The sequence below is a fragment of the Streptomyces sp. NPDC027663 genome, assembly GCF_055566415.1.
This window is the reverse complement of record NZ_JBVHSK010000004.1, coordinates 368,181-393,025: the sequence shown is the minus strand read 5'-3', so window position 1 is coordinate 393,025 and position 24,845 is coordinate 368,181. Positions and strand designations below refer to the sequence as shown.

Here is a 24,845-nt window from a genome sequence, read left to right as displayed (position 1 = left end):
GAGACCGCACGAGAGGAGGCGGTGACGATGACACGGACACCTCCCACGACGGTCAACCGGGTGCGGCTGTGGCGGTGGCGACGCAACCCGCTCCGGCGGCACAGCGACGCCGTCGAGGCCTGGGTCGTCCTCCTCACCTGGGTGCTCGTCCTGGTCGGCGGCACTCTCGCGGGTCTGCTGGCGGCCCACACCTCCGAGTCGGCGTTCGCCGCACGGCTGGCCCGGGTACAGGCCGTGTCCGCCGTCCTCACCGACGACGCGGCCGGCCCCCCGGCCGCCGGGACCGGCTACGACGACGGGCGCGTGTGGGCCGGGGTGCGCTGGACGGACGCGGACGGCTCGGTGCACGCCGACCGGGCGAAGGTCGCGCCGGGCGCCCCGGCCGGCAGCCGCGTGACGGTGTGGACGAACCAGGCGGACCGGGTGGTGCCCGCGCCCGTGACGGGTATGGCGGCGGACCTGCAGGCAGGACTCACCGGTGCCCTGGTCGCCCCGTCGGTCGGCGCGGTGATCTGGGTCGCGGGCTGGGTGGTCCGGGGCCGGCTCATCCGGCGGCGCATGGCCGAGTGGGACGAGGAGTGGAAGCAGATCGGACCCCGCTGGGGGAACCTCAGCGGAGGCCGGGGCTGAGCGCACCGGGGCCCGCCCTCCGGGCAGCCGTGGCTGCTCCCGGTGCGCCGGACCGACGACCGCACCGACGGCGGGGCTTGAGGACGCCCAGCCGGGTTACCCGCCCGGTATGGCGAAGCTGCACGTACCAAGACGACACCGCCGGCAGGCGAGCGACGAGACCCCGGCCCCGCGGATACCGGCGCCCGAGGAAGCAGGGCCCGGCCAGGACGTCGAGCGACGGGCCCCGGACAACCCCGCGAAACTGCCCCGGCGGGCCTGGGCGGCCGCGTTCAGGGGCTCACTGCGCGAGTTCCAGGACGACGAACTCACCGACCGGGCCGCAGCACTCACCTACTACACGGTCCTGTCCCTGTTCCCCGCCCTGCTGGTGCTGGTCTCCCTGCTGGCCGTCGCCGGCAGGTCGGTCACGGACAGGGTGCTCGACAACCTCAAGGACCTGGCCCCGGGCCCCGCCCGCGACATCATCACCCGGGCCGTGGAGCAGTTGCAGAACGGCGCCGCCACCGGTTCGGTCGTGGCACTCGTCGGCATCGTGCTGGCGGTGTGGTCGGCGTCCGGCTATGTGGCCGCCTTCATCCGCGCCGCCAACGCCGTCTACGACATGCCCGAGGGCCGTCCCATGTGGAAGCTGCTCCCGGTGCGCGTCGGCGTCACGGTCGTCCTGATGGTGCTCGCCGTGGCCAGTGCACTCATCGTGGTGTTCACCGGAAGTCTCGCCCGCCGCGCCGGACAGGCGTTCGGAATCGGCGACACGGCGCTGACCGTGTGGGCGGTCGCGAAATGGCCGGTGCTCGTGCTGCTCGTCACCGTGATGATCGCGATCCTGTACTGGGCGGCCCCCAACGCCAAGGTGAAAGGCTTCACCTGGCTGACCCCCGGCAGCTTCCTCGCCCTGCTCATCTGGATGGCCGCCTCCGCCGGATTCGCCTTCTACGTCGCCAACTTCGCCTCCTACAACAAGACCTACGGCACCATGGCCGGCGTCATCGTCTTCCTGGTCTGGCTGTGGATCACCAACCTGGCGATCCTGCTGGGCCTGGAGTTCGACGCGGAGACCGCGCGGCAGCGCGCCATCGCCGGCGGTCACCCGCCGCAGTCCGAGCCCTACACCCAGCCCCGGGACACCAGGAAGTGGGACGAGGAGGACGTACGCCGCCTGGACGAGCCCTGACGCCGTACACCCTCCCGGCCCTCGTCAGGCCCCGTATCCGCCGTCCACCGAGAACTCCGCGCCCGTCACGTACCCGGCGTCCGGCCCGGCCAGGAACGCCACCATGGACGCCACTTCCTCGGCCGTGCCGTAGCGGCCCAGGGCGGTCATGGCCGCCTGGTGGGCCGCGGACGGGCCGTCGGCCGGGTTCATGTCGGTGTCGGTCGGGCCCGGATGCACGACGTTCGCCGTGATGCCGCGCCCGGCCAGTTCCCGGGCCAGCGCCGTCGTCAGCCCGACCATGGCCGACTTGCTCATCGCGTACAGCGTGGCGCCGGGGCCCGGCACGCGCGAGGTGACACAACTGCCGACGGTGACGATCCGCCCGCCGGCCCCCATCAGGGCGGCGGCGGACCGGGCGGCCAGGAACGCTCCGCGCACGTTCACGGAGAGGACCCGGTCGACATCGGCGAGCGACAGGTTCTCCAGCGGGCCCATCACCCCGACGGCCGCGTTGTTCACCAGGACGTCCAGGCCGCCCAGTGCCTCCGCCGCGCGGTGCACCGCGCCCGCCGCTTCCGCCGCGTCCGCGGAGTCCGCGCGCAGGGCCACCGCCCGCCGTCCCAGGGCCTCGACGTCCCGTACGACGTCGTCGGCCGCGTCCTTGCCGTTCACATAGGTCACGGCGATGTCGGCGCCGTCCCGGGCCAGTCGCCGTGCCGTCGCCGCGCCGATGCCTCGGCTGCCGCCGGTGACCAGTACCTTCTTGCCCTGCAGGGCTGCTCGTGAAGTCATGGCTCCATCCCACCGGACGGCCAGCGGGAACACCGGCGGCGAACGGACATCGACCTGCGCAGCCCTCGCCGCACGACGCGCGGTCAGGAGCGGGGGATCCCGCCGGGGCTGACGAGTCCGCTCTCGTAGGCGAGGATCGTGGCCTGGACCCGGTCGCGGAGGCCGAGTTTGGACAGCAGGGCGTTCACATGACTTTTCACGGTGCCTGTGGTCACGCCGAGTTCGGCGCCGATCTCGGCGTTGGTGAGCCCGGCGGCGATCTTCAGCAGCACCTCCCGCTCCCTCAGCGTCAGCCGGCCGAGCACCCCGGTCGCCGCGGGCGGGGGCGGGACGCTGCGGGCGAAGGTGTCGATGAGCCGGCGGGTCACCGCGGGCGCCAGGATGCCTTCGCCGGCTGCGACGACCCGGATCGCGGACAGCAGTTCCTCGGGCCGGGCGTCCTTCAGCAGGAACCCGGACGCGCCGGCACGCAGCGCCTCGTACACGTACTCGTCCAGGTCGAACGTGGTCAGGACCAGCACCCGTGGGCCGTCCTCGACGGCGGTGATCAGCCGGGTCGCGGTGAGTCCGTCCATGCCCGGCATCCGGATGTCCATCAGGACGAGGTCGGCCCCCTCCGCGGCGGCGAGTGACACCGCCGTCGCTCCGTCACCGGCCTCGGCCACCACGGTCAGACCGGGTTCGGCGTCGACGATGGCGGCGAATCCCGCCCGGACCACGGCCTGGTCGTCCACGACGATCACGCGTACGGCGACGGGGACACCTCCTGGACGGGGGCCGGAACGGCTCCGGCCGGCAACGACACCCGTAGCGTACCGGCAGGCTCGCACAGGATCCGGCCCTCACCCGCGGCGACCTGTACCCGCAGCCGCTCGGCGACCGGACCCGCGACGGCGAGCCGCACCCCCGTCACCGTGATCCGCAGGGTGCCGCGGCGCCGCCGCAGGTACACCCGCGCCGGGCCGAGATCGCCCGCGCCGAGCGCGGTCTCGACGATCCGGTACGTCGACACCTGCACCGACGGCGGCAGATCGCGGGCCGCCTCGGGCAGCCCCCGCACCCGTACGTCGCGGCCGGCGGAGCACAGCGTCCGGCACAGCGCGTCGAGGTCGGCGGCGGTCGGCGAGGGAGCGAGCCGGCCGGCGGGGCCGTCCCCCTCACCGTCACCCAGGCTGTGCAGCATCTCGCGCATCGCGGCCAGCGCCGCCCTGGCCGCGCCGGCCACCTCCTCCAGGTCCCCCCGCCGGGCCGCCCCGACCAGTGCCCGGGTGCGCGTGAGCACCGCATCGCGCAACGAGGCGGCCAGCCGCCGGCGTTCGGCCTCCGCGGCCCGGCCCGCCTGCCACAGCGAGCTGGCCCACGCGAACTCGTCGTACGCCAGGGCCCGCAGCCGGCGGCGCCGCACGAACAGACCGGCACCCCACACGGCGGCGAACAGCGGGGCCAGCAGGGCGCAGACGAAGAACGGCAGCAGGACGAAGTCGGCCGGGCCCGCCGGGTCGCCCCCCACGGAGCCGTCGGAGCACGCGACCGCCGTCACGACGCAGGCCGTCCCGAGCGCGCCCACGGCCGGCGCGGGCCAGGTGCGCCCGGGTCCCTGCCCGTACGCGGCGACCGCATACACCGTCAGGACCTCCACCAGCGTCCCGAACAGGAGGAACTCCGCGACCCGGGACGGCAACTGCGCCGCGACGACGGTCAACGGCCCGAGCCACGCCGTCGCCATGACGGCGAGGAACACGGCCCACGGGGCACGCCTGCGCCACACCAGGGGAAGCGCGTGCAGCGCCAGAAGCGCGGTCACGGCGAGCAGCGCCGGCAGCGCGGCGTGCCGTGCGGCGGCCGACCAGTCCTCGGTGACGGCGAGCGCGCACGCCAACGGCAGGATCAACGCCGCCGACGCCAGCGCGGGATCGGTGAACCGCTGCTCCCGCAGGACGTCACGCCGCCAGGCGTCCTCCAGAGGCCGCTGCGGCTCGGCCCCGTCCGGCAGCGTCGCGCGGACCCGCCAGCCGCCCTCCGGCGTGGGCCCGGCGGTCAGCTCGCCGCCGGCCGACGCGGCCCGTTCCCGCATTCCGGCCACACCGCGTCCCGCGCCGAGACCACCAGTGCCCTGTGGCGCGGTGCGTGGCGTCGCGTTCTCCACGGTCAGTTCCAGCAGCCCGTTCACCCTCCGCACCAGCACCTTGGCGGCGGCGCCGGGCGCGTACCGCAACGCGTTCGTCAGGGCCTCGCGGACGATTCCGTGGATCGCCTCGGCCGACGGACCGGCCAGGTCGTCCGGGAACTGCGCGGTCACCGGCCGACCCAACCGGCCGAAGCCCGCGACCAGTTCCTCGATCCGCCAGCTCATGGGCCGGTGATCGGGGCGGTCGGCGTCCCGCAGCAGTCCGACGAGCCGTTGCAGCGACGTCAGCGTCTCGGCGCCGGTGCGCTCCGCGAACGCCAACGCCTCGGCGGCCAGACCGGGCCGGGTGCCGCCGAGCCGGTGCGCGGCGTCCACGGTCACCACGACCGAGGTGAGGTGATGGGCACTCACGTCGTGCAGCTCCCGGGCCAGCCGCCGGCGCTCCTCGTCGCCCGCCAGCCGCCGGGCCTGCTCCGCCCCGGCCAGCCGGCGGGTCGCCGAGAGCCGGCCGGCGAGCCACTGCCGCCGCGCCTCACCGAGTCCCGCGCACAGCAGGTACGCGCCGAGGACGATCAGCATGACCGACAGCAGCGAGGCCCGCAGACCCTCCTGTACGGCGCCCAGCAGCCACTCGACGCCCACGGTGGCGGCGAGCGCCCGTACGGTGACCGGCAGGGGGCAGCGGGCTGCGACGGAGTACAGGGCGATCGGCGGACCGAGGCCGGGGTAGCCGTCCGGCCAGACGAGTCCGCCGAGGACCGCGGTGCCCAGGGTCGCGGCCAGCGCCCGCACGGGGGCCGTCCGGCGCCGCCCCAGCGCGACCGTCTCCACGGCCAGCGCGCAGAGCACGCCGACGAGGGCAGCGCCGCGGAGCGTGCCGTCCGGGCCCACCCCGGGCCACAGCAGGACGCCCTGCCCGGCCGCCAGCAGCAGGGGCAGAAGCCAGTTGCGTGTCGTCTCCATGTCGCCGACGAGCGTAAGGGCCGCAGTGAACGGCAGGCACCGGCCCCGAGGGCGAGGTCCGTCCCCAACCAGAGATAGAGACGCCGGTCATGCCCTGGTCCGATGGCGTTCCCGGGCCTCTTTGGGCAGGCTGACGGCATGACACAGCCACCGCTCGACGAGCAGCTCCCGTACCACCGCCTGGCCCGTCTCGCACCGCAGTACCGGTGGTGGCGCCCGCTGCTCGGCACCCTGGTCGTGGCTGTGGGGTACATGGTGACCCTGATCCTCTTCATGGTCGGCTGCGTGGCCCTGGGCGCAGGCCTCGGATATCCGGAAGACGCGGACGGCTGGCCGGAGTTCGGGCCCGTCCCGGGCACCGCCGTGGACCTGCTGAGCATCGCGGCGGGGATACCCGTCCTGCTGCTGGTCGTGCGCTGGATCGGCGGGCGCCCCGCCGGCTCGGTCTCCTCCGTGACCGGGCGGCTGAGATGGCGCTGGCTGATGCTGTGCGTGCTGACCGCCCTGCCGATCGTCGCCCTGGCGATGGGCGGCATGTTCCTGCTGCCCGCGGACGGCGAGCCGGAGAGCCAGTGGGTGGGATGGCCGGCCTTCGGGCGGGCCGTCGCCATGCTGCTGGTGCTGGTGCCGTTCCAGGCAGCCGCCGAGGAGTACGTCTTCCGTGGCTGGCTGACCCAGACCGCCGGGGCGTTCCTGCGCTCGCCGTGGGCCGCGCTCCTGCCCCAGGCCGTACTGTTCGCCGCCGCCCACGGCTGGGGAACGCCCTGGGGCTTCGCAGACCTGGTGGTGTTCGGGGCGTGCGCGGGCTGGCTGACCTGGCGTACGGGCGGACTGGAGGCGTCCATCGCCCTGCACACGGTCAACAACCTCTTCGCCTTCGGCGTCTCGGCCGCCGTCGTCGACGGACTCGCCAGTGACGAGACCGCCGCCGACGCCGGCTGGCCGGTGGTCGTGCTCGACGTGCTGAGCATCCTGCTGTACACGGCGGCCGTTGCGTGGTGGCTGCGCCGCCGCCGACCGGAGCGGACGGCCCCGGCACCGAAGCCGACGGCTTTCGCCATGCCGTACCCGTACGTCCACGGCTTCCCTGTGCCGTCGTCGTCGCCATGGCCGTCGCCGTCGCCGTGGCCGTTGCCGTGGCCGGGACAGCCGGCAGCCGGCGCGCCTGCGCCGCCGTCGTGGGGTGGTGAGCCGGGGCAGGGTGGGGCTGTTGCGCCGCCGTGGGCGGGGGAGCCCGGGCAGGGTGGGGTTGTTGCGCCGTCGTGGGGTGGTCAGCCGGGGCAGGGCGGGGTCGTTGCGTCGCCGTGGGGTGGTGAGCCGGGTGGGGGCGTCGTCCCGCCCGCGGTGGGAGGGAGCGGTTCGGCCACGGTGGTTCCGCCGGTCCGGGCCGAGCGGCCCGCGCCCGGACCGGCCCTTCCGCCCGCCGCCTCCGCGGGCGAGGCCGGCGACGGCGCGGGCGGAACGTGAGCCGCTGACGTCCGCGGCGTCGGCGCCACCGGGATCCGAGGGCGTCCCGGGCGGCTCTCCGGGCGGCACGCCGGAGGACCACCTCGTCGGGTCGCGTGCGTGGCCGAGGGAAGATCTTTCCGGCGTCCTGTGTCGGTATCCTCGCGAAGGAGACGCAGACCGGCCGGACCGCCACCGAACCCGAGGTCCGACGCGCGTCTCCGGCGCCGTCCGAGGCCGGACCGCCGGCCGGCACCGGCTCCGCCCGCGGTGCGCCCTGCGACCCGCGGGACCCGCCCCGGCCCCCCAAGGCTCCGCACCCGTCAGGAAGTTGAGGTCATGACCGACAAGCTCACCGTGAGCGTCCTGGGCACCGGCATCATGGGCGCCGCGATGGCCCGCAACCTCGTGCGCTCCGGACTCACCGTCCGCGCCTGGAACCGTACCCGCGCCAAGGCCGAACCGCTGGCTGCCGACGGGGCGTACGTCGCCGGTACCCCCGCCGAGGCCGTCGAGGGCGCGGACGTGATCGTGACCATGCTCTACGACGGGCCGGCCACCCTGGACGTGATGCGCGAGGCCGCCCCCGCGCTGCGCTCCGGCACCGCTTGGATGCAGTCCACGACCGCCGGGCTCGAGGGCATCGGTGAGCTGGCCGCGTTCGCCGGCGAGCACGGCCTGGTGTTCTTCGACGCCCCGGTGCTGGGAACCCGCCAGCCCGCGGAGGCCGGCCGGCTCGTCGTACTCGCCGCGGGGCCGAGCGAGCACCGCGGCACCGTGAATCCGGTGTTCGCCGCAGTCGGTGCCCGGACCGTGTGGACCGGCGAGGACGGCGCGGCCGGTACCGCGACCCGCCTGAAGCTCGTCGCCAACAGCTGGGTCATCGCGGCCACCGCCGCGACCGGCGAGGTGCTGGCCCTGGCACACGCGCTCGGCGTCGACCCGCAGAACTTCTTCGACGTGATCGACGGTGGTGCGCTCGACATGGCGTACCTGCGGGTCAAGTCGGGGCTCATCCTGGACGACCGGCTGTCCCCGGCGCAGTTCGCGGTGGACACGGCCGCCAAGGACGCCCGGCTCATCGTCCGGGCGGGCGAGCAGAACGGCGTGCGCCTGGACGTCGCCGCGGCCAGCGCGGAGCGCCTGGAACGTGCCGCCGCTCAGGGCCACGCCGACGAGGACATGGCGGCCGCCTACTTCGCCAGCTTCGGTCCCGACGGCCCGCCGTCCGCCTGAGCACGAGACGATCCGGAGCCACACGGCGGACCGGCACAGGTGTTCGCCGTGCGCGCCGCGCGGCTATGCAGGGATGAACCCCGGCCACCAGGGCGGAACGTTTCCCGGGCACACAGGGGCAGGGTAGGAGTCCGCGATGCCGAGCCAGGTCACCAGGAACCACGTGAACCAGACGGTGAAGCCGAGCCCCGCGGCCAGTGCTGCCCTCGGATGACGTCGTCCCAGGGTGCGGTGCAGGACGACCCACGGAACGGCTGCGGCGATCCATATGACAGGGGCGAGGAGGAGCAGGGCCGTGCTGTCGGCCGCGGCATCGACGCCGACGTCACACGCGGCCCACACCCGGCCGATGGCGGCGATGGAGACCAGCGCGGTCAGCCCCCCGACGAGGACGCCGGACAGCATCCCTGTGGCCCAGGGTCCCGGAGGACTCGGAGGTCCCGCTTGCGCCATCTGTTCTCTCCCTTCCGCGCAGGGACGGAGACGACCCACACCGTGGACCTGGTTCCCTGCGCCCTGTGCGGCCGGACGACTCAGCCGAGCACCAGCGGGAGCCTTGCGGCCGGTCGGCCCAGTCCGGCTCGCTCGGCGCCGGTCGGGGCGCGTCGTCCCGTGCCGACCCGCAGCACGTCCTGGTCGGACCACGAGGCAGGAAAGGCCGCTCCGGCGATCTCCTCCAGCATCGCGCGGGAGCGGGCCAGACTCTCGGCGGGCGGTTGCGCCGCGCCCGGGAGGTGGGCGATCAGGTCGAGGTGGTGCAGGGTCCACTCCAGGACGTAGGCGCAGAGGTAGTCGGCCACGGTGAGGACCTCGCCGCGCGTGCCGACCCGCAGCGCGGGGTCCGCCAGCTCAGCCGCGCGCCCGGCGGCGGAACCGACGTCGTCGAGGTGGAACTTCAGCAGCCCCGGTTCCTCGTACGCGGCGGCCAGCCGGACGGTCAGTGCGTCCAGCGGGTCGTCACCGGCCGGCGGGGAGTCGCTGACGTCCCAGTACGTCACGGCGTTGCGCGTCGGCTCCGCCGCGGCGGGCGTCACGAGGGTGATCAGGACGTCCTGGGCGTCGATGATCAGATGGCACACCAGATCCCGGACAAGCCAGCCGGCACATCCCGAGGGCCGGTCGAAGTCCTCGTCCGGAAGGCCCGCAACCGCCGTACGCAGCGCTGTCCACGAGCGCGAGAACAGGTCCACGGCCGCAAGCTAGCAGCGCGCCGCCGCTCCTTCGACCGGATTACGGCCGTGTCAGGGCCGGTTCGGCACCGGTCGTCCGGAAGAGGCCCCCGTGTGTGCCGCACCGGAGCCGATGAGGACGACGCCGGTGCCGCACCCCGAGCGCGGGTGTTCAAGTAGATGAACCTCGCTCAGGTGGGTGTACATGGCTGCGGGTGGTGTGCAAAGCTCGGCCAACTTCTCTCGGGCGTAAGGAGGTTGGAGGGCGGGCATGAGCGTTTCCCGGCGTACGGTGCTGGCCACGGCCGCCGGCGCGGCGGCCGTGACGGTTTCCGCGGCACCGGCCGCGGGCGCGGCGGAACGGCAGGAACCAGCAGCGACCCTGCGCACACTGCGTGCCGCGGCGGACTACGCCGTGGACAAGGTCCGCACCGTCGCGCCGGGCGTCACCGGCTTCCCCGTCGGAACGAAGTTCGAGAAGTGGACGTACTCGCGCACCGGCGACTGGGTGGGCGGCTTCTGGTCCGGGACGCTGTGGCTGGCCTGGCTCCACAGCGGTGACGACTTCTTCCGCACGAGGGCACTGGAGTCGGCTCGCGCTCTCACCCCCCGCCAGAACGACACGAGCACGCACGATCTGGGCTTCCTCTTCTACCCCTCCTGGGTCACCGCCTGGCGCCTGACCGGTGACGACGAGTGGCGGACCGGCGCGATACGGGCGGCGGACTCCCTGATCCGGCGGTACAACCCCAAGGGGAGGTTCATCAGGGCGTGGGGCGCACTGGCGGACCGCACGAACGCGGGCCGGGTCATCATGGACACGATGATGAACCTCGACCTGCTGGCGTTCGCGAGCCGGCAGACCGGCGACGAGACCTATCTCAACGTCGCCGTGGAGCACGCGAAGACCGCGCAGCGCGTGTTCCCGCGCCCGGACGGATCCACCCCGCATGTGTTCGACTTCGACCCGGACACCGGCGCGCCGATCGGCCCGGACACGGTGCAGGGTTACAGCCCCGCCTCCTGCTGGTCGCGCGGGCAGGCGTGGGGCATCTACGGCTTCACCACGATGTACCGGCGAACCGGCAGCAAGGATTTCCTGGACACCGCACGGAAACTCGCCGACTTCGCCATCGGCGCGCTCGGTCCGGACCACGTCCCGGTGTGGGACTACCGTGCGCCGCAGCAGCCCCACGACATCAAGGACGCCTCGGCGGGCGCCGTCATGGCGTGCGGACTGCTCGACCTGCACGCGGCGACGGGCCGGCACACGTACCACGATGTGGCCCTGCGTCTGCTCACCGCGCTGTCGGAGACCTGCCTGACGAGGCACTCGGCCCGCGCCGAGGCGGTCGTGGCCCGCTGCACCCGCAACCGTCCGGCCGAGGACGGGATCGAGATCTCCCTTCCCTACGCCGACTACTACCTGCTGGAAGGCCTGCTGCGCGTCCTGCGGCCGCGGGACGTCGACCGGGCGATCGACCTGTCGCGCGCGGGGTAGTCGCGGGCCGAGGGCCGCCGGCCGTGGCGTCAGCCGCGTACGGCCGCCGTGCCGGTGCCCTGGCGGTCGGCCGCCCGGGCGTCGGCGACCGGGCGGTTCGTGCGGCCCGTGCGGCGGTTGATCAGGACGACGCCGGCCACGACGACGGTGCCGCCGAGGAGTTCGACGACGTGCGGGACCTCGCCGAGCCAGACGAACGACACCAGCAGTGCCACGGGGGGCACCAGGTACAGGGCGGCGGTGGACACGGCGAGGGGGAGCCGTGCGACGGCGTAGCCCCAGATCACGAAGCCCAGGGCGGAGGGCAGCAGACCGAGGAAGAGGACCGCCGTCAGTGCGGCCGCCGGAGCGTGGCTCACAGCAGGGAAGGCCGCGGGAGCCAGCGGCAGCGCGAACACGGTGCCGGCGACCATGGCGTAGGTGGCGACCTCCAAGCCCGTGTACCGCCTGAGCAGCGGCTTCGAGGCGGAGTGGTAGACGCCCTGGACGACGGCGGCGGCCAGGACCACCAGGGAGGCGGCCGTGAAGCCGGACACCCCGTCGGCCAGGGTGACGACAGCAGTACCCGCCAGGGCGATGACGCTGCCGGCGACGATGTTCCGGGTGAGGGGCTCGGCCAGGAAGGCGCCGGCGAGCAGGATGCTGAACACCGGGGCGACGGCGATCAGGAGACTTGCGGTACCTGCCTCGACATGGATCTCACCCCAGTTCAGCAGGACCTGGTAGGCCGTCATGCCGGTGAGGCCGCACAGGGCGATCTGCGGCAGGTCGCTTCGGCTCGGCATCCGCACATGGGCGAACGGGCCCACGGCGACCAGGGCGACGGCGGCGACGGCCAGCCGGAGAAGCGAGAGAGCCGCCAGCCCGAGGCCGTCCACCCCTACCCGGATCGCCGGGAACGCGGAGGCCCACAGCACGACCGTGCCGACCAGGGCCAGGAAACGGGCGGAAGCGAACCGTGTCTGCATTCCTCCACGATGCCCGCGGCAAAAGGGAAAGGTCCAGTTAGCTTTTTTTGCGCATGACCGCAAAGGATCTTAATGATCGGTGGCCGGCGAAACGGTTCAAAGGAAAGGACATCTTGATTGTGGCCGGTCGAAGCATAAGCTGGAGTGATGCTTGATGTGCGTCGGCTCCGGATCCTGCAGTACCTGGACACTTACGGAACCGTGGCAGCTGCCGCTGAAGCGCTGCACCTGACCGCCCCCGCCGTTTCCCAGCAGCTGACGGTGCTGGAGCGGGAGGCCGGGCTGCCCGTCGTGGAGAAACACGGGCGCACGCTGCGGCTGACCCCGGCCGGAGAGCTGCTGGTGGCGCACGCGGAAGTGGTCCTCGCAGACCTCGCCGCGGCGGAGTCCGACCTCGCGGCCCTCCGCGGCGGCCGGCGCGGAGAGGTCCGGGTGGCCGCATTCGCCTCGGCCGCGCGCACCCTGCTGCCTGCCGTGTTCCGGGCGCTCGCCCGGGAACGCGGGGAACCGGCGCCCGCGCTCACGATCCACCTCGCCGTACTGGAGCCGGAGGAAGCGCTGGACGGACTGCGCAAGCGGGAGATCGACGCAGCCGTCGTACACGGCTACACCGTGCTGCCGCGGAACTTCCCCTCCGGCAGCGAACAGGACGTCCTCCTGGAGGATCCCGTCGTGGCCGTCCTGCACCCCGGCCATGCGGAAAGGCTGGGGCTGGCTCCCGGGAAGCCGGCCGACCTGGCCGATCTCGCCCGTGAACCGTGGCTGACGCCCGGGCCGGAAACCTCTTGCTACGAGATGATCCAGCGCACCTGCGGCGCCGCCGGCTTCGTCCCCGACATCCGGGTACGCAGCAGCGACTTCGCCGTCCTGACGTCACTCGTGGCCGCGGGCGCGGGAGTTGCGCTGGCTCCCCGACTGGCCGTCCCGGAAGGCGCCGGCGACGTCAGCCTGCATCCGCTGGTCGTACCGGTCAGCAGGACTGTCTTCACCGTGAGCCGCTCGGGCACCGCGCGCAGGCCCGACATCCATCACCTGAGCGCTCTCCTCAGGGACGCGGCGGACGCCTGGACCGCCGGCTCGTCCTGACCCGGGGCGCGCCGGGTCCGCTTGTCATCATCGCGGGGATACCGGGTAGGGCCGTCGGTATGCCTTCGCCTGCCGATGCGCCGCCGTCATGGGAGACCCTGCCGCCGCCCGCCGGGAGCGGCCGTGGGTGAGGCCCTGGCACTGGCGTCCGCGCTCTGCTTCGGCGTCACCCACTTCGTGAACGGGCTCGCCTCGCGCAGGGCCGACGGCATCACCGTGGCCCTCTACGCGCAGCTCGGCGGGACCGCGGCCGCGCTGCTGCCGGCGCTGTCGTCCTCCGGCGGCGCCGCGACGGCGGGTGACTACGGGTTCGGGGCACTCTCGGGCGTCGGTACGGGCATCGGGGTCGCGTTCCTGTACCGGGCGATGTCGCAGGGACAGATGAGCGTCGTCGTGCCGGTCAGCGATGTGGGCGCCGTCGCCCTGCCCGTCCTGGCGGGGGTCGCCCTGCTGGGCGAGCGGCCGGCCCCGGCCGCCTGGGTCGGCATCGTCGCCGCCGTACCGGCGCTCTGGCTCGTGTCGCAGGCGTCGGGTCCCGGGCCGGGCCGGGGCAGTGGTCCGCCGGTGACCGCGGGAGTGCCGGCCGCGCTGGCCGCGAGCGCCGGTTTCGGGGTGCAGTTCCTGGCGATGGCCCAAGTGGGCGCGGACGCCGGGCTGTGGCCGGTCGTCGTCAGCCGGGTCGCTTCCGTGCTGGTGATCGTCCTGGTCCTCGTCCGGTACCGTGCTCCCGCGACCATGCCCGGCCGGCTCACGGCGGTGGCCGCCGCGGCCGGTGCGCTCGGAACGGCCGCCATCCTCCTGTATCTCGCCGCCACCCGGCACCAGTTGATGGCCGTGGCCACCGTGCTGTCGGCGCTCTACCCGGCCCTCCCGGTGCTGCTGGCACTGGTCTTCCTGCACGAGCGGCTCACCCGGTGGCAGACCGCCGGCCTGGTGTGCGCGGCTGCCGCCGTCGCACTGATCGCCCTGCGCTGAACACACCCCACCGCCCGGCGTTGAACACGACTGACCGCCCTGCGCTGAACACACCTGACCGCCCTGCGCTGAACACACCTGACCGCCCTGCGCTGAACACACCTGACCGCCCGGCGTTGAACACGACTGACCGCCCTGCGCTGAACACGGTGGTAGGGCCGCCCGGACGAGCCCCGCGTCACCCGCCGATCCACCGTGCCACACGCGACCGCTGCCCAGGACCCCTTAAACCCTGCCGGGGCCCCTGGGGGCTGTAGGGGTGTCCTGCGTCATCGCGCCCTGCCTAGCCTCCGAAAGCGGAGGGGAAGCGGACCGGAAACCGTCCGGTGGCTGTCCGCACGACCGAGGCCCTCACGTCGATCTCGATCGGATGGCGCGCTGGTGACCAACGAAGAGCAACTGCTCGACTATCTCAGGCGGACGACCGCGGACCTGCGGGAGGCGCGGCGACGGCTGCGTGAGAACGAGCGACGCGCACACGGCCCGGTCGCCGTCGTCGGCATCGGGTGCCGCTACCCGGGCGGCGTCACCACCCCCGAGGAACTCTGGGAACTGGTCGCGTCGGGGACCGACGCGGTGTCGGAGTTCCCCGCCGACCGCGGCTGGGACGTGGACGCCCTGTACGACCCCGACCCGGCGCGGCCCGGCAGGACCTACGCCCGCACCGGCGGATTCCTGCACGACGCCGCCGACTTCGACCCCGACTTCTTCGGCATCAGCCCCCGCGAGGCCCTCGCCATGGACCCGCAGCAGCGGCTGCTGCTGGAGACCTCCCACGATGCCTTCGAGCGGGCCGGCATCGTCCCGGCCTCCCTGCGCGGCAGCCGCACCGGTGTGTTCGCCGGTGTGATGTACAACGACTACGCCACCCGCCTCGGCTCCGTACCCGACGACCTCGACGGCTACCTCGCCAACGGAAGCGCCGCCAGCATCGCCTCCGGACGCGTCGCCTACACCTTCGGCCTCGAAGGCCCGGTGGTCACCGTCGACACCGCCTGCTCCTCCTCGCTGGTCGCCCTGCACTGGGCGGTCCGCGCGCTCCAGTCCGGCGAGTGCTCGCTGGCACTGGCCGGCGGCGTCACCGTGATGTCCACGCCGGAGACGTTCGTCGACTTCAGCAGGCAGCGCGGGCTCGCCCCGGACGGCCGCTGCAAGGCGTTCGCGGCGGCGGCCGACGGCACCGGCTGGGGCGAGGGCGCCGGCATGCTGCTGCTCGAACGGCTCGCCGACGCCCGGCGAAACGGCCATCCGGTGCTCGCCGTCATCCGTGGCAGTGCGGTCAACTCCGACGGTGCCAGCAGCCGTCTCACCGCACCCAACGGCCCCTCCCAGCAGCGGGTCATCCGGCAGGCGCTGGCCGGTGCCGGGCTCACCGCCGCCGACGTCGACGTCGTCGAGGCGCACGGCACCGGCACCTCGCTCGGCGACCCCATCGAGGCGCAGGCGCTCCTCGCGACGTACGGCAGGGAACGCCCCGCCGACCGGCCGCTGCTGCTGGGCTCGGTCAAGTCCAACCTGGGGCACACCCAGGCCGCGGCGGGGGTGGCCGGCGTCATCAAGATGGTGCTGGCCATGCAGCACGGCGAGGTTCCGCCCACCCTGCACGTCGACACCCCCACCGACCAGGTCGACTGGAGCGCGGGAGCAGTCGAACTGGCCCTGGAACGGCGCCCGTGGCCCGGCGCCGGACGACCCCGCCGTGCCGCCGTCTCCTCCTTCGGCATCAGCGGCACCAACGCACACGTCGTCCTCGAACAGCCGCCCGCCGAACCGGGGCCGGCCGAGGACGACGACGGGAACGCGGGCGGGGCCGACGCGCCCGCACGGGACGGCGCCTGGCTGCCCTGGATCGTCTCGGGCCGTACCCGCCCCGCCCTCACCGCACAGATCGCGCGCCTGCGCGAGCACCTCGACGCACACCCTGCCGGCCGCCCGGCCGACCTGGGTCTGTCACTGGCCACCACCCGCGCCCGCTTCGAGCACCGCGCCGTCGCGGTCGGCCGGGACACCGGCGAACTGCTCGACCGGCTCACCGCCGCGACCCCGCACACCCCGGTGGGCGGCAGGACCGCCTTCCTCTTCACCGGCCAGGGAGCGCAGCGCCTCGGCATGGGCAGGTCCCTGCACCGGGCCTTTCCGGTGTACGCGGAGACCTTCGACGCGGTGTGCGCGCTCGCCGACCCGAGCCTGCCGCGGCCGCTCGCCGAGGTGATCGACACCGACGCCGCCCTGCTGACCCGCACCGACTACGCGCAGATCGCCCTCTTCGCCACCGAGGTCGCCCTGTACCGCCTCCTGGAATCCTGGGGCGTCACCCCCGACTACCTCGCCGGACACTCCGTCGGCGAGCTGGCCGCCGCCCATCTCGCCGGGGTGCTCACCCTGCCGGACGCCGTCCGGCTGGTGCTGGCGCGCGGCACCCTGATGGCGGCCCTGCCCGCGGGCGGTGCCATGGCCGCACTGCGCGCCACCGAGGAGGAGGTCGCCCCGCACCTCGACGACCGGGTGGGCCTCGCCGCCGTCAACGGCCCCCGTTCCGTGGTGGTGTCCGGCGCCGAGGACGCCGTGGACGCCCTCGCGGCCCGCTTCGGGAAGAGCAAGCGGCTGGAGGTCTCGCACGCCTTCCACTCGCCGCTGATGGAGCCGATGCTGGCCGACTTCGCCGAGGCCGCCGCCCGGTGCTCCTTCGGGGCGCCGCGGATCCCGATCGTCTCCACGCTCACCGGCGCCCTCGCCGACCCCGGCCGTCTGGCCACGGCCGAGTACTGGGTCGAGCACGTCCGCCGCCCGGTCCGCTTCGCCCCCGCCGTGACCGCCCTGCACGAGCTGGGTGTCCGGGCGTTCCTCGAAGTCGGCCCCGACGCGGCCCTCACCGCCCTGGCCGCCGACTGCCTGCCCGAGGACAGCGTGACCCTCGCCGGGCTGCGCCGCGACGGCGACGAGGAACGCGACCTGGTCACGGCCGTGGCCCGGCTGCACGCGGCCGGCACCGCCGTGGACTGGGCCGCGTTCTTCGCCCCGCACGGCGCCCGGCCGGCCGCCCTGCCCACCTACGCCTTCCAGCGTGAACGCCTCTGGCTGGAGGCCGGCGCGGGCGGCAGCGGCGACGCCGACGGCCTCGGACAGAGCGCCACCGGCCATCCGCTGCTGACCGCCGCGGCCGACCTGCCCGACACCGGGGGAGCGGTCCTCACCGGCCGGCTCTCCCTCGCCTCCCACCCCTGGCTCGCCGACCACGCCGTGCACGGAACCGTACTGCTGCCCGGCACCGCCTTCGTCGAGATGGCCCTGCAGGCCGCGGAGCGCACCGGCTGCGACACCGTCGACGAACTCACCCTGCACGCACCGCTGATCCTGCCCGAGCAGGGGGCACTGGCCGTACAGGTCGCCGTGGGCGGCGAACGCGACGGACGGCGGGAGCTGACCGTCTGGTCCCGCCGGGCCGACACCCCCGACGCCCCGTGGACCCGCAACGCCGTCGGCGTCGTGACCCAGGGGGACGAGGGGAGCCCGGCCGGTCTGGCCGACTGGCCGCCCGAGGACGCCGCACCCGTCGACCTGGACGGCCTCTACCCCGGCCTGGCCCGCACCGGCTACGGCTACGGGGAGGTCTTCCGGGGCCTGCGCGCCATGTGGCGGCGCGGGGACGAACTGTTCGCCGAGGCGGCCCTGCCCGAGAGCGCCCGGGCCACCGCCGCCGCGTTCGGCGTGCACCCGGCGCTCCTGGACGCCGTCCTGCACGTCAACCTGCTGGACCTGCCCGGCGGCCAGGCAGTGCTGCCGTTCGCCTGGGCCGGGGTCACCCTGCACGCGGCCGGCACCGACACCCTGCGCCTGCGGCTGGCCCCGTCCGGCGCCGACGCCGTCACCCTCACCCTCGGCGACGCCACCGGCGCGCCCGTCGCGACCGTGCGCAGCCTCGTGGCCCGGCCCGTCTCCGCCGAGCAACTCGCCGGGGACGGGGACGACCCGCTGTACCGGGTCGACCTCGTCCCCGCTCCCGTTCCGGCCACCACCGCCGACCTCCCCGCCCTGGCCATGTGCGGCCTGGGCGGCACCGGCCCCGACGGCAGTCACCCGGCGGGCGGCGCCGTTCACGGCATCCGTCCAGCGGGCACCGGCCCCGACGACACCCGTCCGGTAGGCACCGTCCCTCACGACCCCGCCCTCGCGCACACCGCCCCCGACGACAGCCCCCTCGCGCACCCCGACCCCGACGACACCGTCCTCGGCGCGTCTCGTCACGCCGACCTCGCCGCCCTCACATCCGCGGGACCGGTACCCGACCTCGTGGTCCTGGCCGTACCGGCCGCCCCGGACTCGGTGACGGACCTGCCGGGCCTGATCCGGGCCCGGGTGAACGCCGTACTGGACACCCTGCGTGCCTGGCCGGCCGACGAGCGCTGCGCCGGCCGCCGGCTCGCCGTGCTCCTGCGCTCCGGCGACCTCACCCACACCGCCCTCCACGGGCTCGTCCGCGCCGCCCAGGCCGAGAACCCCGGCCGGTTCCTGCTGATCGACAGCGACGGCAGCGCCACCCCGGCCTCCGCTCTCGCCACCGCCCTCGCCACCGGCGAACCGGAGGTCGCGGTCCGGGACGGCGAGGTGCGGGTGCCGCGGCTGACCCGTGCCAAGCCCGGCGGCCCGCCCGCCTGGGACCCGGACGGCACCGTGCTGATCACCGGCGGCACCGGCGGCCTCGGTGCCCTGATCGCCCGTCACCTGGTCGCCGAGCACGGCGTACGGCGCCTGCTGCTGGCCGGCCGGCGCGGAGCCGCCGCCCCCGGCGCCGTCGAACTGCGCGACGAGCTGGCCGGGTCGGGCACCGAGGTGATACTCGCCCGCTGCGACGCCGCCGACCGCGCCGACCTTGCCGGGCTGCTCGCCGCGCACGACGTGCGGGCCGTGGTGCACGCCGCCGGTGTCGTCGACAACGGCGTGCTGGCCTCCCTCGACACGGACAAGATCGACCGCGTCCTGCGGCCCAAGGTGGACGCCGCCTGGAACCTGCACGAACTGACCCGCGACAAGGACCTGTCGGCATTCGTCCTGCTGTCCTCCACCGCGGGTCTGCTGGTCGGCGGCGGCCAGGCCAACTACGCCGCCGCCAACACCTTCCTGGACGGCCTCGCCGCCCACCGCCGCTCGCTCGGCCTGCCGGCCGTCTCCCTCGCCTACGGCCTGTGGTCCGGCTCCGGCGGCATGAGCGCCGGCATCGACGCCGCCGACCTGGAACGGCTGCGCCGGCTCGGCCTGCCGCCGCTGACCCCCGCCCAGGGACTGCGCACGTTCGACGCCGGTCTCGGCGCCGAGGACGCCGTACTGGTGCCCGTACGCCTGGACGCCGCCGCGGTGCGCGCCCGGCCGGACGGCGTACCCGCACTGCTGCGCGGCCTGGTACGGCCCGCCCGGCGGCGCAGCACCGGGACCGCCGCGGGCGCCCCGTCGGACTCCTGGCGGGACCGGCTGGCGCCGCTGCCGGACGCCGAACGGGACCGCGCCCTGCTGGAGTTGGTCCGCATCCACGTGGCCGGCGTGCTCGGCCACCCCTCGCCCGAGTCGGTGGACCCCGGACGCGCCTTCCAGGAGATGGGCTTCGACTCGCTCGCGGCCGTGGAACTGCGCAACCTGCTCGCCGGCGCCACCGGCCTCACCCTGCCCGCGACGCTGGTCTTCGACCAGCCGACCCCCCGAACCCTCGCCGCCCACCTCAAGACCGCACTCGTCCCCGGACCGGCCGACCTCACCCGGTCCGCGCTGGCCGAGCTGGACCGCCTCGAGACCGCGCTGCACGGCCTGCCCGACCAGGACGGCAGCCACGCCCGCGTCACCGCGCGCCTCGAAGCACTGCTGCGCAGCTGGCAGGACACCCACGGACGCCACGGCGCGCCCGTGCCGCCGGAGGACTTCGGTGAAGCCAGCGACGACGAACTCTTCGCCAGGATCGACAACGAACTGGGAGCCCAGTGATGGAAGACTCGGCCACGGCCGGCAAGCTCCGCGACTACCTCAAGCGGGCCACGACCGAGCTGGAGCGCAGCCGCCGCCGCGTGCGGGAGCTGGAGGAGCAGGGCCGCGAGCCCGTCGCCATCATCGGCATGGCCTGCCGCTACCCCGGCGGCGTGCGCACCCCGGAAGACCTGTGGCGGATCGTCGACGAGGGCATCGACGTCGTCACCGAGTTCCCCACCGACCGCGGCTGGGACGTCGAGGCGATCTACGACCCCGAGCCCGGCGCCCCCGGAAAGACGTACGTCCGCCACGGCGGCTTCCTGCACGACGCCGCCGAGTGCGACCCCGCCTTCTTCGGCATCAGCCCCAAGGACGCGCCCGGCACCGACCCGCAGCAGCGGCTGCTGCTGGAGGTCACCTGGGAGGCGTTCGAACGGGCCGGGATCGACCCCACCACGGTGAAGGGCACCCCGACCGGTGTCTTCGTGGGCCTGATGCACCACGACTACATCGGCGGCACCATCTCCGGCAGCATCGTCTCCGGCCGCATCGCCTACACCCTGGGCCTGGAGGGCCCGGCGGTCACCATGGACACCGCCTGCTCCTCCTCCCTGGTGGCGCTGCACTCGGCGATCCAGTCGCTGCGCAAGGGCGAGTGCTCCCTGGCGCTCGCGGGCGGCGCCGCCGTCATGGCCAGCCCCGAGATGTTCATCGAGTTCAGCGAGCGCCGTGCACTGTCCCCCGACGGCCGCTGCCACTCCTTCTCCGACGACGCGGCGGGCGCCGCCTGGGCCGAGGGTGCCGGCATACTGCTCGTGGAGCGCCTGTCCGACGCCCTGCGCAACGGCCACGAGGTGCTCGCCGTCGTCCGCGGCTCCGCCGTCAACCAGGACGGCGCCTCCAACGGCCTCACCGCACCCAGCGGCCCCGCCCAGATCCGCGTGATCCAGCAGGCCCTCGCCGACGCCCGGCTCGCCCCGCACCACATCGACGCGGTCGAGGCGCACGGCACCGGCACGACCCTCGGCGACCCCATCGAGGCCCAGGCCGTCATCGCCGCCTACGGTCAGGACCGGCCGGACAACCGGCCGATCTGGCTCGGCTCCATCAAGTCCAACATGGGCCACCCGCAGGCCGCGGCCGGCGTCGGCGCCGTCATCAAGATGGTCATGGCCATGCGCCACGGCACCCTGCCGCGCACCCTGCACGTCGAAAAGCCCTCCACCGCCGTCGACTGGAACGCGGGCGACATCCGCCTGCTCACCGAACCGCAGACCTGGGACACCCCCGACGGACGCCCCCGGCGGGCCGGCGTGTCCTCCTTCGGCATCTCCGGCACCAACGCCCACACCATCCTGGAGCAGGCACCGCCCGCCGAGACCGAGGGCCCCGCCCCGCAGCGCGCCGCGCTGCCCGTCGTCCCCTGGGTGCTCTCCGGCAAGGGCTCCGACGCCGTCCGGCGGCAGGCCGAACGGCTGCTCGCCGTCGCCGCCGACCTCGACCCGTACGACGTCGGCCACTCACTGGCCACCACGCGTGCCGTCTTCCCGCACCGGGCCGCCGTCACCGGCCGCGACCGGGACGAACTGCTGGCCGGTCTGCGCGCCGTCGCCGACGGCAGCCATGCCGCCGTTGCCGCCCCCGAACCCGGCCGGCTCGGCATGCTGTTCTCCGGCCAGGGCTCCCAGCGCCCCGGCATGGGCCGCACCCTGCACGCCGCGTTCCCGGTGTTCGCCGCCGCCTTCGACGAGATCTGCGCCGCCTTCGACGCCCACCTGGACCGGCCGCTGCGCGAGGTGATGTTCGAGGAGGCCGCCGACCCGGCCGCGTCGCCGCTGAACCAGACCGGCTACACACAGGCGGCCCTGTTCACCTTCGAAACCGCCCTGTACCGGCTGCTGGAGCACTGGGGCATCCGCCCGGACCTGCTCGCCGGGCACTCCATCGGCGAGGTCGTCGCCGCGCACGTCGCCGGCGTCCTGGACCTGGACGACGCGGTCGCCCTGGTCGCAGCCCGCGGCCGGCTGATGCAGGAACTGCCGGCCGGCGGCGCGATGGTGTCCCTGCGGGCCTCCGAGGCCGAGGTCACGCCGCTGCTCATCGACGGCGTCGACATCGCGGCCGTCAACGGCCCCCGCTCCGTGGTCATATCCGGTGACGAGGAGGCCGTGCTCGCCGTCGCCGCGAAGCTGGAGAAGTCCACCCGGCTGAAGGTGTCGCACGCCTTCCACTCCCGCCGCATGGACCCGATGCTCGACGCGTTCCGCGAGGTGCTGGCGGCCCTCACGTTCCACGAGCCCGCCCTGCCGGTCGTCTCCAACGTCACCGGCCGCCTGGCCCTGGCCGGCGAACTCACCGCGCCCGGCTACTGGGTACGGCACGTCCGCGAGGCCGTCCGCTTCCACGACGGGGTCACCGCGCTGGCCGCCGAGGGAGCCACCCGCTTCCTGGAGGTCGGCCCCGACTCGGTGCTCACCAACATGGCGCAGGACGTCGTCCCCGACGTCATCGGCACCCAGCGCCGCGACCGGGACGAGGACGCCGCCCTCGTCGACGCCGTCTGCCGACTGCACCTGACCGGCACCGGCCCCGACTGGGCGGCCGTGTTCGCCGGAGGCCGCAGGGTCGACCTGCCCACCTACCCGTTCCGCCGCGACCGGCACTGGGAGGACGCCCCCATCCTGCAGGCCGGGCGATCGGCGGCGGCCCGCGCGGGCGGTGACGCGGCCGACCCGTTCTGGGAGCTGGTCCGGGATCAGGACGTGACCGCCGTCGCCGCCACCCTCGGTGTCGCCGACGAGACGTCCGTCGCCGCCGTCGTACCGGCCCTGGCCGCCTGGCACGAGCAGCGGCGGGCGGACGCCGCCGCCGACGGCTGGCGGTACCGAGTCGCCTGGGAGCCGCTGGCCCCCGTCGCCACCCCGGCGCTCGGCGGGCACTGGCTGGCCGTCGTCCCCGCCGCCGACGACCCCTGGACGACCGCCGTCCTGACCGGGCTCACCGAACGGGGCCTGCGTGTCGACACCCTCACGGCACCGGAGCCGGCCGACCGCGCCGGGCTGGCCGGGCTGCTCGCCGGCCGGGGCGGCGCAGACGGCGTGCTGTCCCTGCTGGCGCCCGCCACCGGACCGACCGCCACCGCCGTCCTCGTACAGGCCCTCGGGGACGCCGGGATCACCGCCCCGCTGTGGTGCGTCACACGCGATGCCGTCGCCCACGGGACGGCCGCCGCCGTCACCGGCTTCGTCCAGGCCCAGGTGTGGGGCCTCGGCCGGGTCGCCGCCCTGGAACACCCCGACCGGTGGGGCGGACTGGTCGACCTGCCCGCCGAGACCGGTCCGCAGACCGTCGCCCGGCTGGCCGCGCTGCTCGGCGACGCCGGAGGCGAGGACCAGGTCGTCATCCGTGAGTCCGGCGCCTACGGCCGGCGCCTGGAGCCCGCCCCGGCCCGCGCCGGCACCCCGTGGAAGCCGTCCGGCACGGTCCTGGTCACCGGTGCCACCGGCGCGGTCGGCGCGGCCGTCGCCCGTCGGCTCGCCGCCGAGGGCGCCGACCATCTGCTGCTGACCTCCCGTCGCGGCATGGACGCGCCCGGCGCCGCCGAACTCGTCCGCGAACTCGCCGGGACCGGCGCCGAGGTGACCCTCGCCGCCTGTGACGTGTCCGACCGCGAGGCACTGGCCGCGCTGCTGGACTCCGTACCGGCCGAGCACCCCCTCACCGCGGTGATGCACCTCGCCGGCGTCCTCGACGACGGAGTCCTGGACGCACTCACCCCCGACCGGTTCACCGCCGTCCTCGCCGCCAAGGCCGACGCCGCCCGCCACCTGCACGAACTGACCGCGGACCGGGACCTGTCGGCGTTCGTGCTGTTCTCCTCCCTGACCGCCACCGTCGGCGGCGCCGGGCAGGCCAACTACGCCGCCGCCAACGCCGGCCTCGACGCCCTCGCCGAGCACCGGCGCGCGGCCGGACTGCCCGCCACCTCCGTGGCCTGGGGGCCCTGGGGCGGCGACGGCATGGCCGCCCACGGCACGGTCCGCTCGGCGGCCCGGGCGATGGGCATGTCCCTCCTCGACCCGGATCGCGCGCTGACCGCCCTGCAACGCGCCCTGGACGGCGGCGACACCACCGTCACCGTCGCCGACGTCGACTGGTCCGTGTTCACACCCGCGTTCACGTCGAGCCGGCCCAGCGCCCTGCTGTCCGCGCTGCCCGGGGCACGCCGCGGCACCGGCGGGGGCGCCGAGGCCGGCACGGCCGACGGCTTCGCCGAGAAGCTCGCCGGCCTCACCGGCGGCGAACGCGACCGCGCCCTGCAGGAGCTGGTGTGCGGCCAGGCCGCCGCGGTCCTCGGCTACGGCGGCGCCGACGCCGTCGAGCCGACCACCGCCTTCCGCGACCTCGGCTTCGACTCGCTCACCTCCGTCGACCTGCGCAACCGGATCAGCAGTGCCGCCGGGGTGCCGCTGCCGGCCACCCTCATCTTCGACTACGCCACCCCCGCCGCCCTCGCCAAGCACCTGGGCACCGAACTCGCGGGCGCCGACACCACCGTCGACTCGGTCGTCGCCGAACTCGAACGGGTCGCGGCCCGGCTCGGCGACCTCACCGCCGAGGACATCGAGCAGGGCCGGATCACGACCCGCCTCCAGACACTGCTCGGCGACCTGAACAAGACCCTCGGACAGGACGCCGACGGCGTCGCCGGACGGCTGGAGGACGCCTCCGCCGACGACGTCTTCGCCTTCATCGACAACGAACTCGGCTCGGCGTGACCCCACCCTCCCACGACACCCCGGCCCCACCGCAGTCCACCTCTTCGCACAGGAGTGGCGACACC

15 protein-coding genes are annotated in these 24,845 nt (G+C 74.5%); 9 read left to right on the top strand and 6 right to left on the bottom strand.

What is annotated here, in order from left to right:
- Window positions 1–27: 27 nt before the first annotated feature.
- Both ACZ4SF_RS14720 and ACZ4SF_RS14715 read left to right on the top strand, forming a co-directional pair.
- On the top strand, window positions 28–630 hold the full coding sequence (locus ACZ4SF_RS14720) for an Rv1733c family protein (protein WP_468383311.1): 603 nt from the start codon (window positions 28–30) through the stop codon (window positions 628–630).
- Window positions 631–739: 109 nt separating this feature from the next.
- Complete coding sequence (locus ACZ4SF_RS14715; protein ID WP_468383308.1) at window positions 740–1,804, top strand: YihY/virulence factor BrkB family protein; 1,065 nt, start codon at window positions 740–742, stop codon at window positions 1,802–1,804.
- 24 nt (window positions 1,805–1,828) lie between these two features.
- Here ACZ4SF_RS14715 and ACZ4SF_RS14710 read toward each other — a convergent pair whose 3' ends face one another.
- From ACZ4SF_RS14710 to ACZ4SF_RS14700, 3 genes are all read right to left on the bottom strand, one after another.
- A complete protein-coding gene (locus ACZ4SF_RS14710) occupies window positions 1,829–2,578 on the bottom strand; it encodes an SDR family oxidoreductase (protein ID WP_468383305.1) in 750 nt (249 codons plus the stop codon).
- 83 nt (window positions 2,579–2,661) lie between these two features.
- A complete protein-coding gene (locus ACZ4SF_RS14705; protein ID WP_468383302.1) occupies window positions 2,662–3,321 on the bottom strand; it encodes a response regulator in 660 nt (219 codons plus the stop codon).
- Window positions 3,318–5,669, bottom strand: a complete 2,352-nt coding sequence (locus ACZ4SF_RS14700; RefSeq protein ID WP_468383299.1) for a histidine kinase — start codon at window positions 5,667–5,669, stop codon at window positions 3,318–3,320. Before ACZ4SF_RS14700 ends, ACZ4SF_RS14705 begins: the two co-directional genes overlap by 4 nt.
- Window positions 5,670–5,807: 138 nt before the next feature.
- On the opposite strand from ACZ4SF_RS14700, the gene ACZ4SF_RS14695 reads away from it, so the two are divergent.
- Together ACZ4SF_RS14695 and ACZ4SF_RS14690 are read left to right on the top strand one after the other, a co-directional pair.
- Window positions 5,808–7,136, top strand: a complete 1,329-nt coding sequence (locus ACZ4SF_RS14695) for a lysostaphin resistance A-like protein (protein WP_468383296.1) — start codon at window positions 5,808–5,810, stop codon at window positions 7,134–7,136.
- Window positions 7,137–7,454: 318 nt separating this feature from the next.
- Window positions 7,455–8,351, top strand: coding sequence for an NAD(P)-dependent oxidoreductase (locus ACZ4SF_RS14690; RefSeq protein ID WP_468383294.1), 897 nt, complete (start codon window positions 7,455–7,457; stop codon window positions 8,349–8,351).
- A gap of 63 nt (window positions 8,352–8,414) precedes the next feature.
- Here the strand turns inward: ACZ4SF_RS14690 and ACZ4SF_RS14685 are convergent, their stop codons facing one another.
- Both ACZ4SF_RS14685 and ACZ4SF_RS14680 read right to left on the bottom strand, forming a co-directional pair.
- Window positions 8,415–8,756: a hypothetical protein gene (locus ACZ4SF_RS14685; RefSeq protein ID WP_468383291.1), complete on the bottom strand. Its 342-nt coding sequence runs from the start codon at window positions 8,754–8,756 to the stop codon at window positions 8,415–8,417.
- Between the two features lie 128 nt (window positions 8,757–8,884).
- Window positions 8,885–9,541, bottom strand: a complete 657-nt coding sequence (locus ACZ4SF_RS14680) for a maleylpyruvate isomerase N-terminal domain-containing protein (RefSeq protein ID WP_468383288.1) — start codon at window positions 9,539–9,541, stop codon at window positions 8,885–8,887.
- A 250-nt stretch (window positions 9,542–9,791) separates the two neighbouring features.
- Between ACZ4SF_RS14680 and ACZ4SF_RS14675 the strand changes: the two genes are divergently transcribed.
- The gene (locus tag ACZ4SF_RS14675) at window positions 9,792–11,021 is read left to right on the top strand and encodes a glycoside hydrolase family 88 protein (protein ID WP_468383285.1); all 1,230 of its coding nucleotides are present in this window, start codon (window positions 9,792–9,794) and stop codon (window positions 11,019–11,021) included.
- 29 nt (window positions 11,022–11,050) lie between these two features.
- Here the strand turns inward: ACZ4SF_RS14675 and ACZ4SF_RS14670 are convergent, their stop codons facing one another.
- A complete protein-coding gene (locus ACZ4SF_RS14670; protein WP_468383282.1) occupies window positions 11,051–11,989 on the bottom strand; it encodes a DMT family transporter in 939 nt (312 codons plus the stop codon).
- 147 nt (window positions 11,990–12,136) lie between these two features.
- Here ACZ4SF_RS14670 and ACZ4SF_RS14665 point away from each other — a divergent pair, with 147 nt between their 5' ends.
- The 4 genes from ACZ4SF_RS14665 to ACZ4SF_RS14650 all read left to right on the top strand — a co-directional run bounded on the left by ACZ4SF_RS14665 (window position 12,137) and on the right by ACZ4SF_RS14650 (window position 24,780).
- Window positions 12,137–13,075 (top strand): LysR family transcriptional regulator, encoded by a 939-nt coding sequence (locus tag ACZ4SF_RS14665; protein ID WP_468383279.1) that lies wholly within the window; start codon window positions 12,137–12,139, stop codon window positions 13,073–13,075.
- Between the two features lie 123 nt (window positions 13,076–13,198).
- Window positions 13,199–14,050 (top strand): EamA family transporter, encoded by an 852-nt coding sequence (locus tag ACZ4SF_RS14660; protein ID WP_468383276.1) that lies wholly within the window; start codon window positions 13,199–13,201, stop codon window positions 14,048–14,050.
- Window positions 14,051–14,431: 381 nt separating this feature from the next.
- Window positions 14,432–20,020, top strand: a complete 5,589-nt coding sequence (locus ACZ4SF_RS14655) for a type I polyketide synthase (RefSeq protein ID WP_468383273.1) — start codon at window positions 14,432–14,434, stop codon at window positions 20,018–20,020.
- Window positions 20,020–24,780 (top strand): type I polyketide synthase, encoded by a 4,761-nt coding sequence (locus ACZ4SF_RS14650; RefSeq protein ID WP_468383270.1) that lies wholly within the window; start codon window positions 20,020–20,022, stop codon window positions 24,778–24,780. Before ACZ4SF_RS14655 ends, ACZ4SF_RS14650 begins: the two co-directional genes overlap by 1 nt.
- Window positions 24,781–24,845 lie beyond the last annotated feature (65 nt).

Bases quoted from the DNA above. Each gene is read 5' to 3' on its own strand.
- ACZ4SF_RS14690 (WP_468383294.1), top strand. From the start codon at position 7,455: ATGACCGACAAGCTCACCGTGAGCGTCCTGGGCACCGGCATCATGGGC.
- ACZ4SF_RS14720 (WP_468383311.1), top strand. From the start codon at position 28: ATGACACGGACACCTCCCACGACGGTCAACCGGGTGCGGCTGTGGCGG.
- ACZ4SF_RS14695 (WP_468383296.1), top strand. From the start codon at position 5,808: ATGACACAGCCACCGCTCGACGAGCAGCTCCCGTACCACCGCCTGGCC.
- ACZ4SF_RS14650 (WP_468383270.1), top strand. From the start codon at position 20,020: ATGGAAGACTCGGCCACGGCCGGCAAGCTCCGCGACTACCTCAAGCGG.
- ACZ4SF_RS14700 (WP_468383299.1), bottom strand. From the start codon at position 5,669: ATGGAGACGACACGCAACTGGCTTCTGCCCCTGCTGCTGGCGGCCGGG.
- ACZ4SF_RS14715 (WP_468383308.1), top strand. From the start codon at position 740: ATGGCGAAGCTGCACGTACCAAGACGACACCGCCGGCAGGCGAGCGAC.
- ACZ4SF_RS14710 (WP_468383305.1), bottom strand. From the start codon at position 2,578: ATGACTTCACGAGCAGCCCTGCAGGGCAAGAAGGTACTGGTCACCGGC.
- ACZ4SF_RS14675 (WP_468383285.1), top strand. From the start codon at position 9,792: ATGAGCGTTTCCCGGCGTACGGTGCTGGCCACGGCCGCCGGCGCGGCG.
- ACZ4SF_RS14685 (WP_468383291.1), bottom strand. From the start codon at position 8,756: ATGCTGTCCGGCGTCCTCGTCGGGGGGCTGACCGCGCTGGTCTCCATC.
- ACZ4SF_RS14670 (WP_468383282.1), bottom strand. From the start codon at position 11,989: ATGCAGACACGGTTCGCTTCCGCCCGTTTCCTGGCCCTGGTCGGCACG.
- ACZ4SF_RS14665 (WP_468383279.1), top strand. From the start codon at position 12,137: ATGCTTGATGTGCGTCGGCTCCGGATCCTGCAGTACCTGGACACTTAC.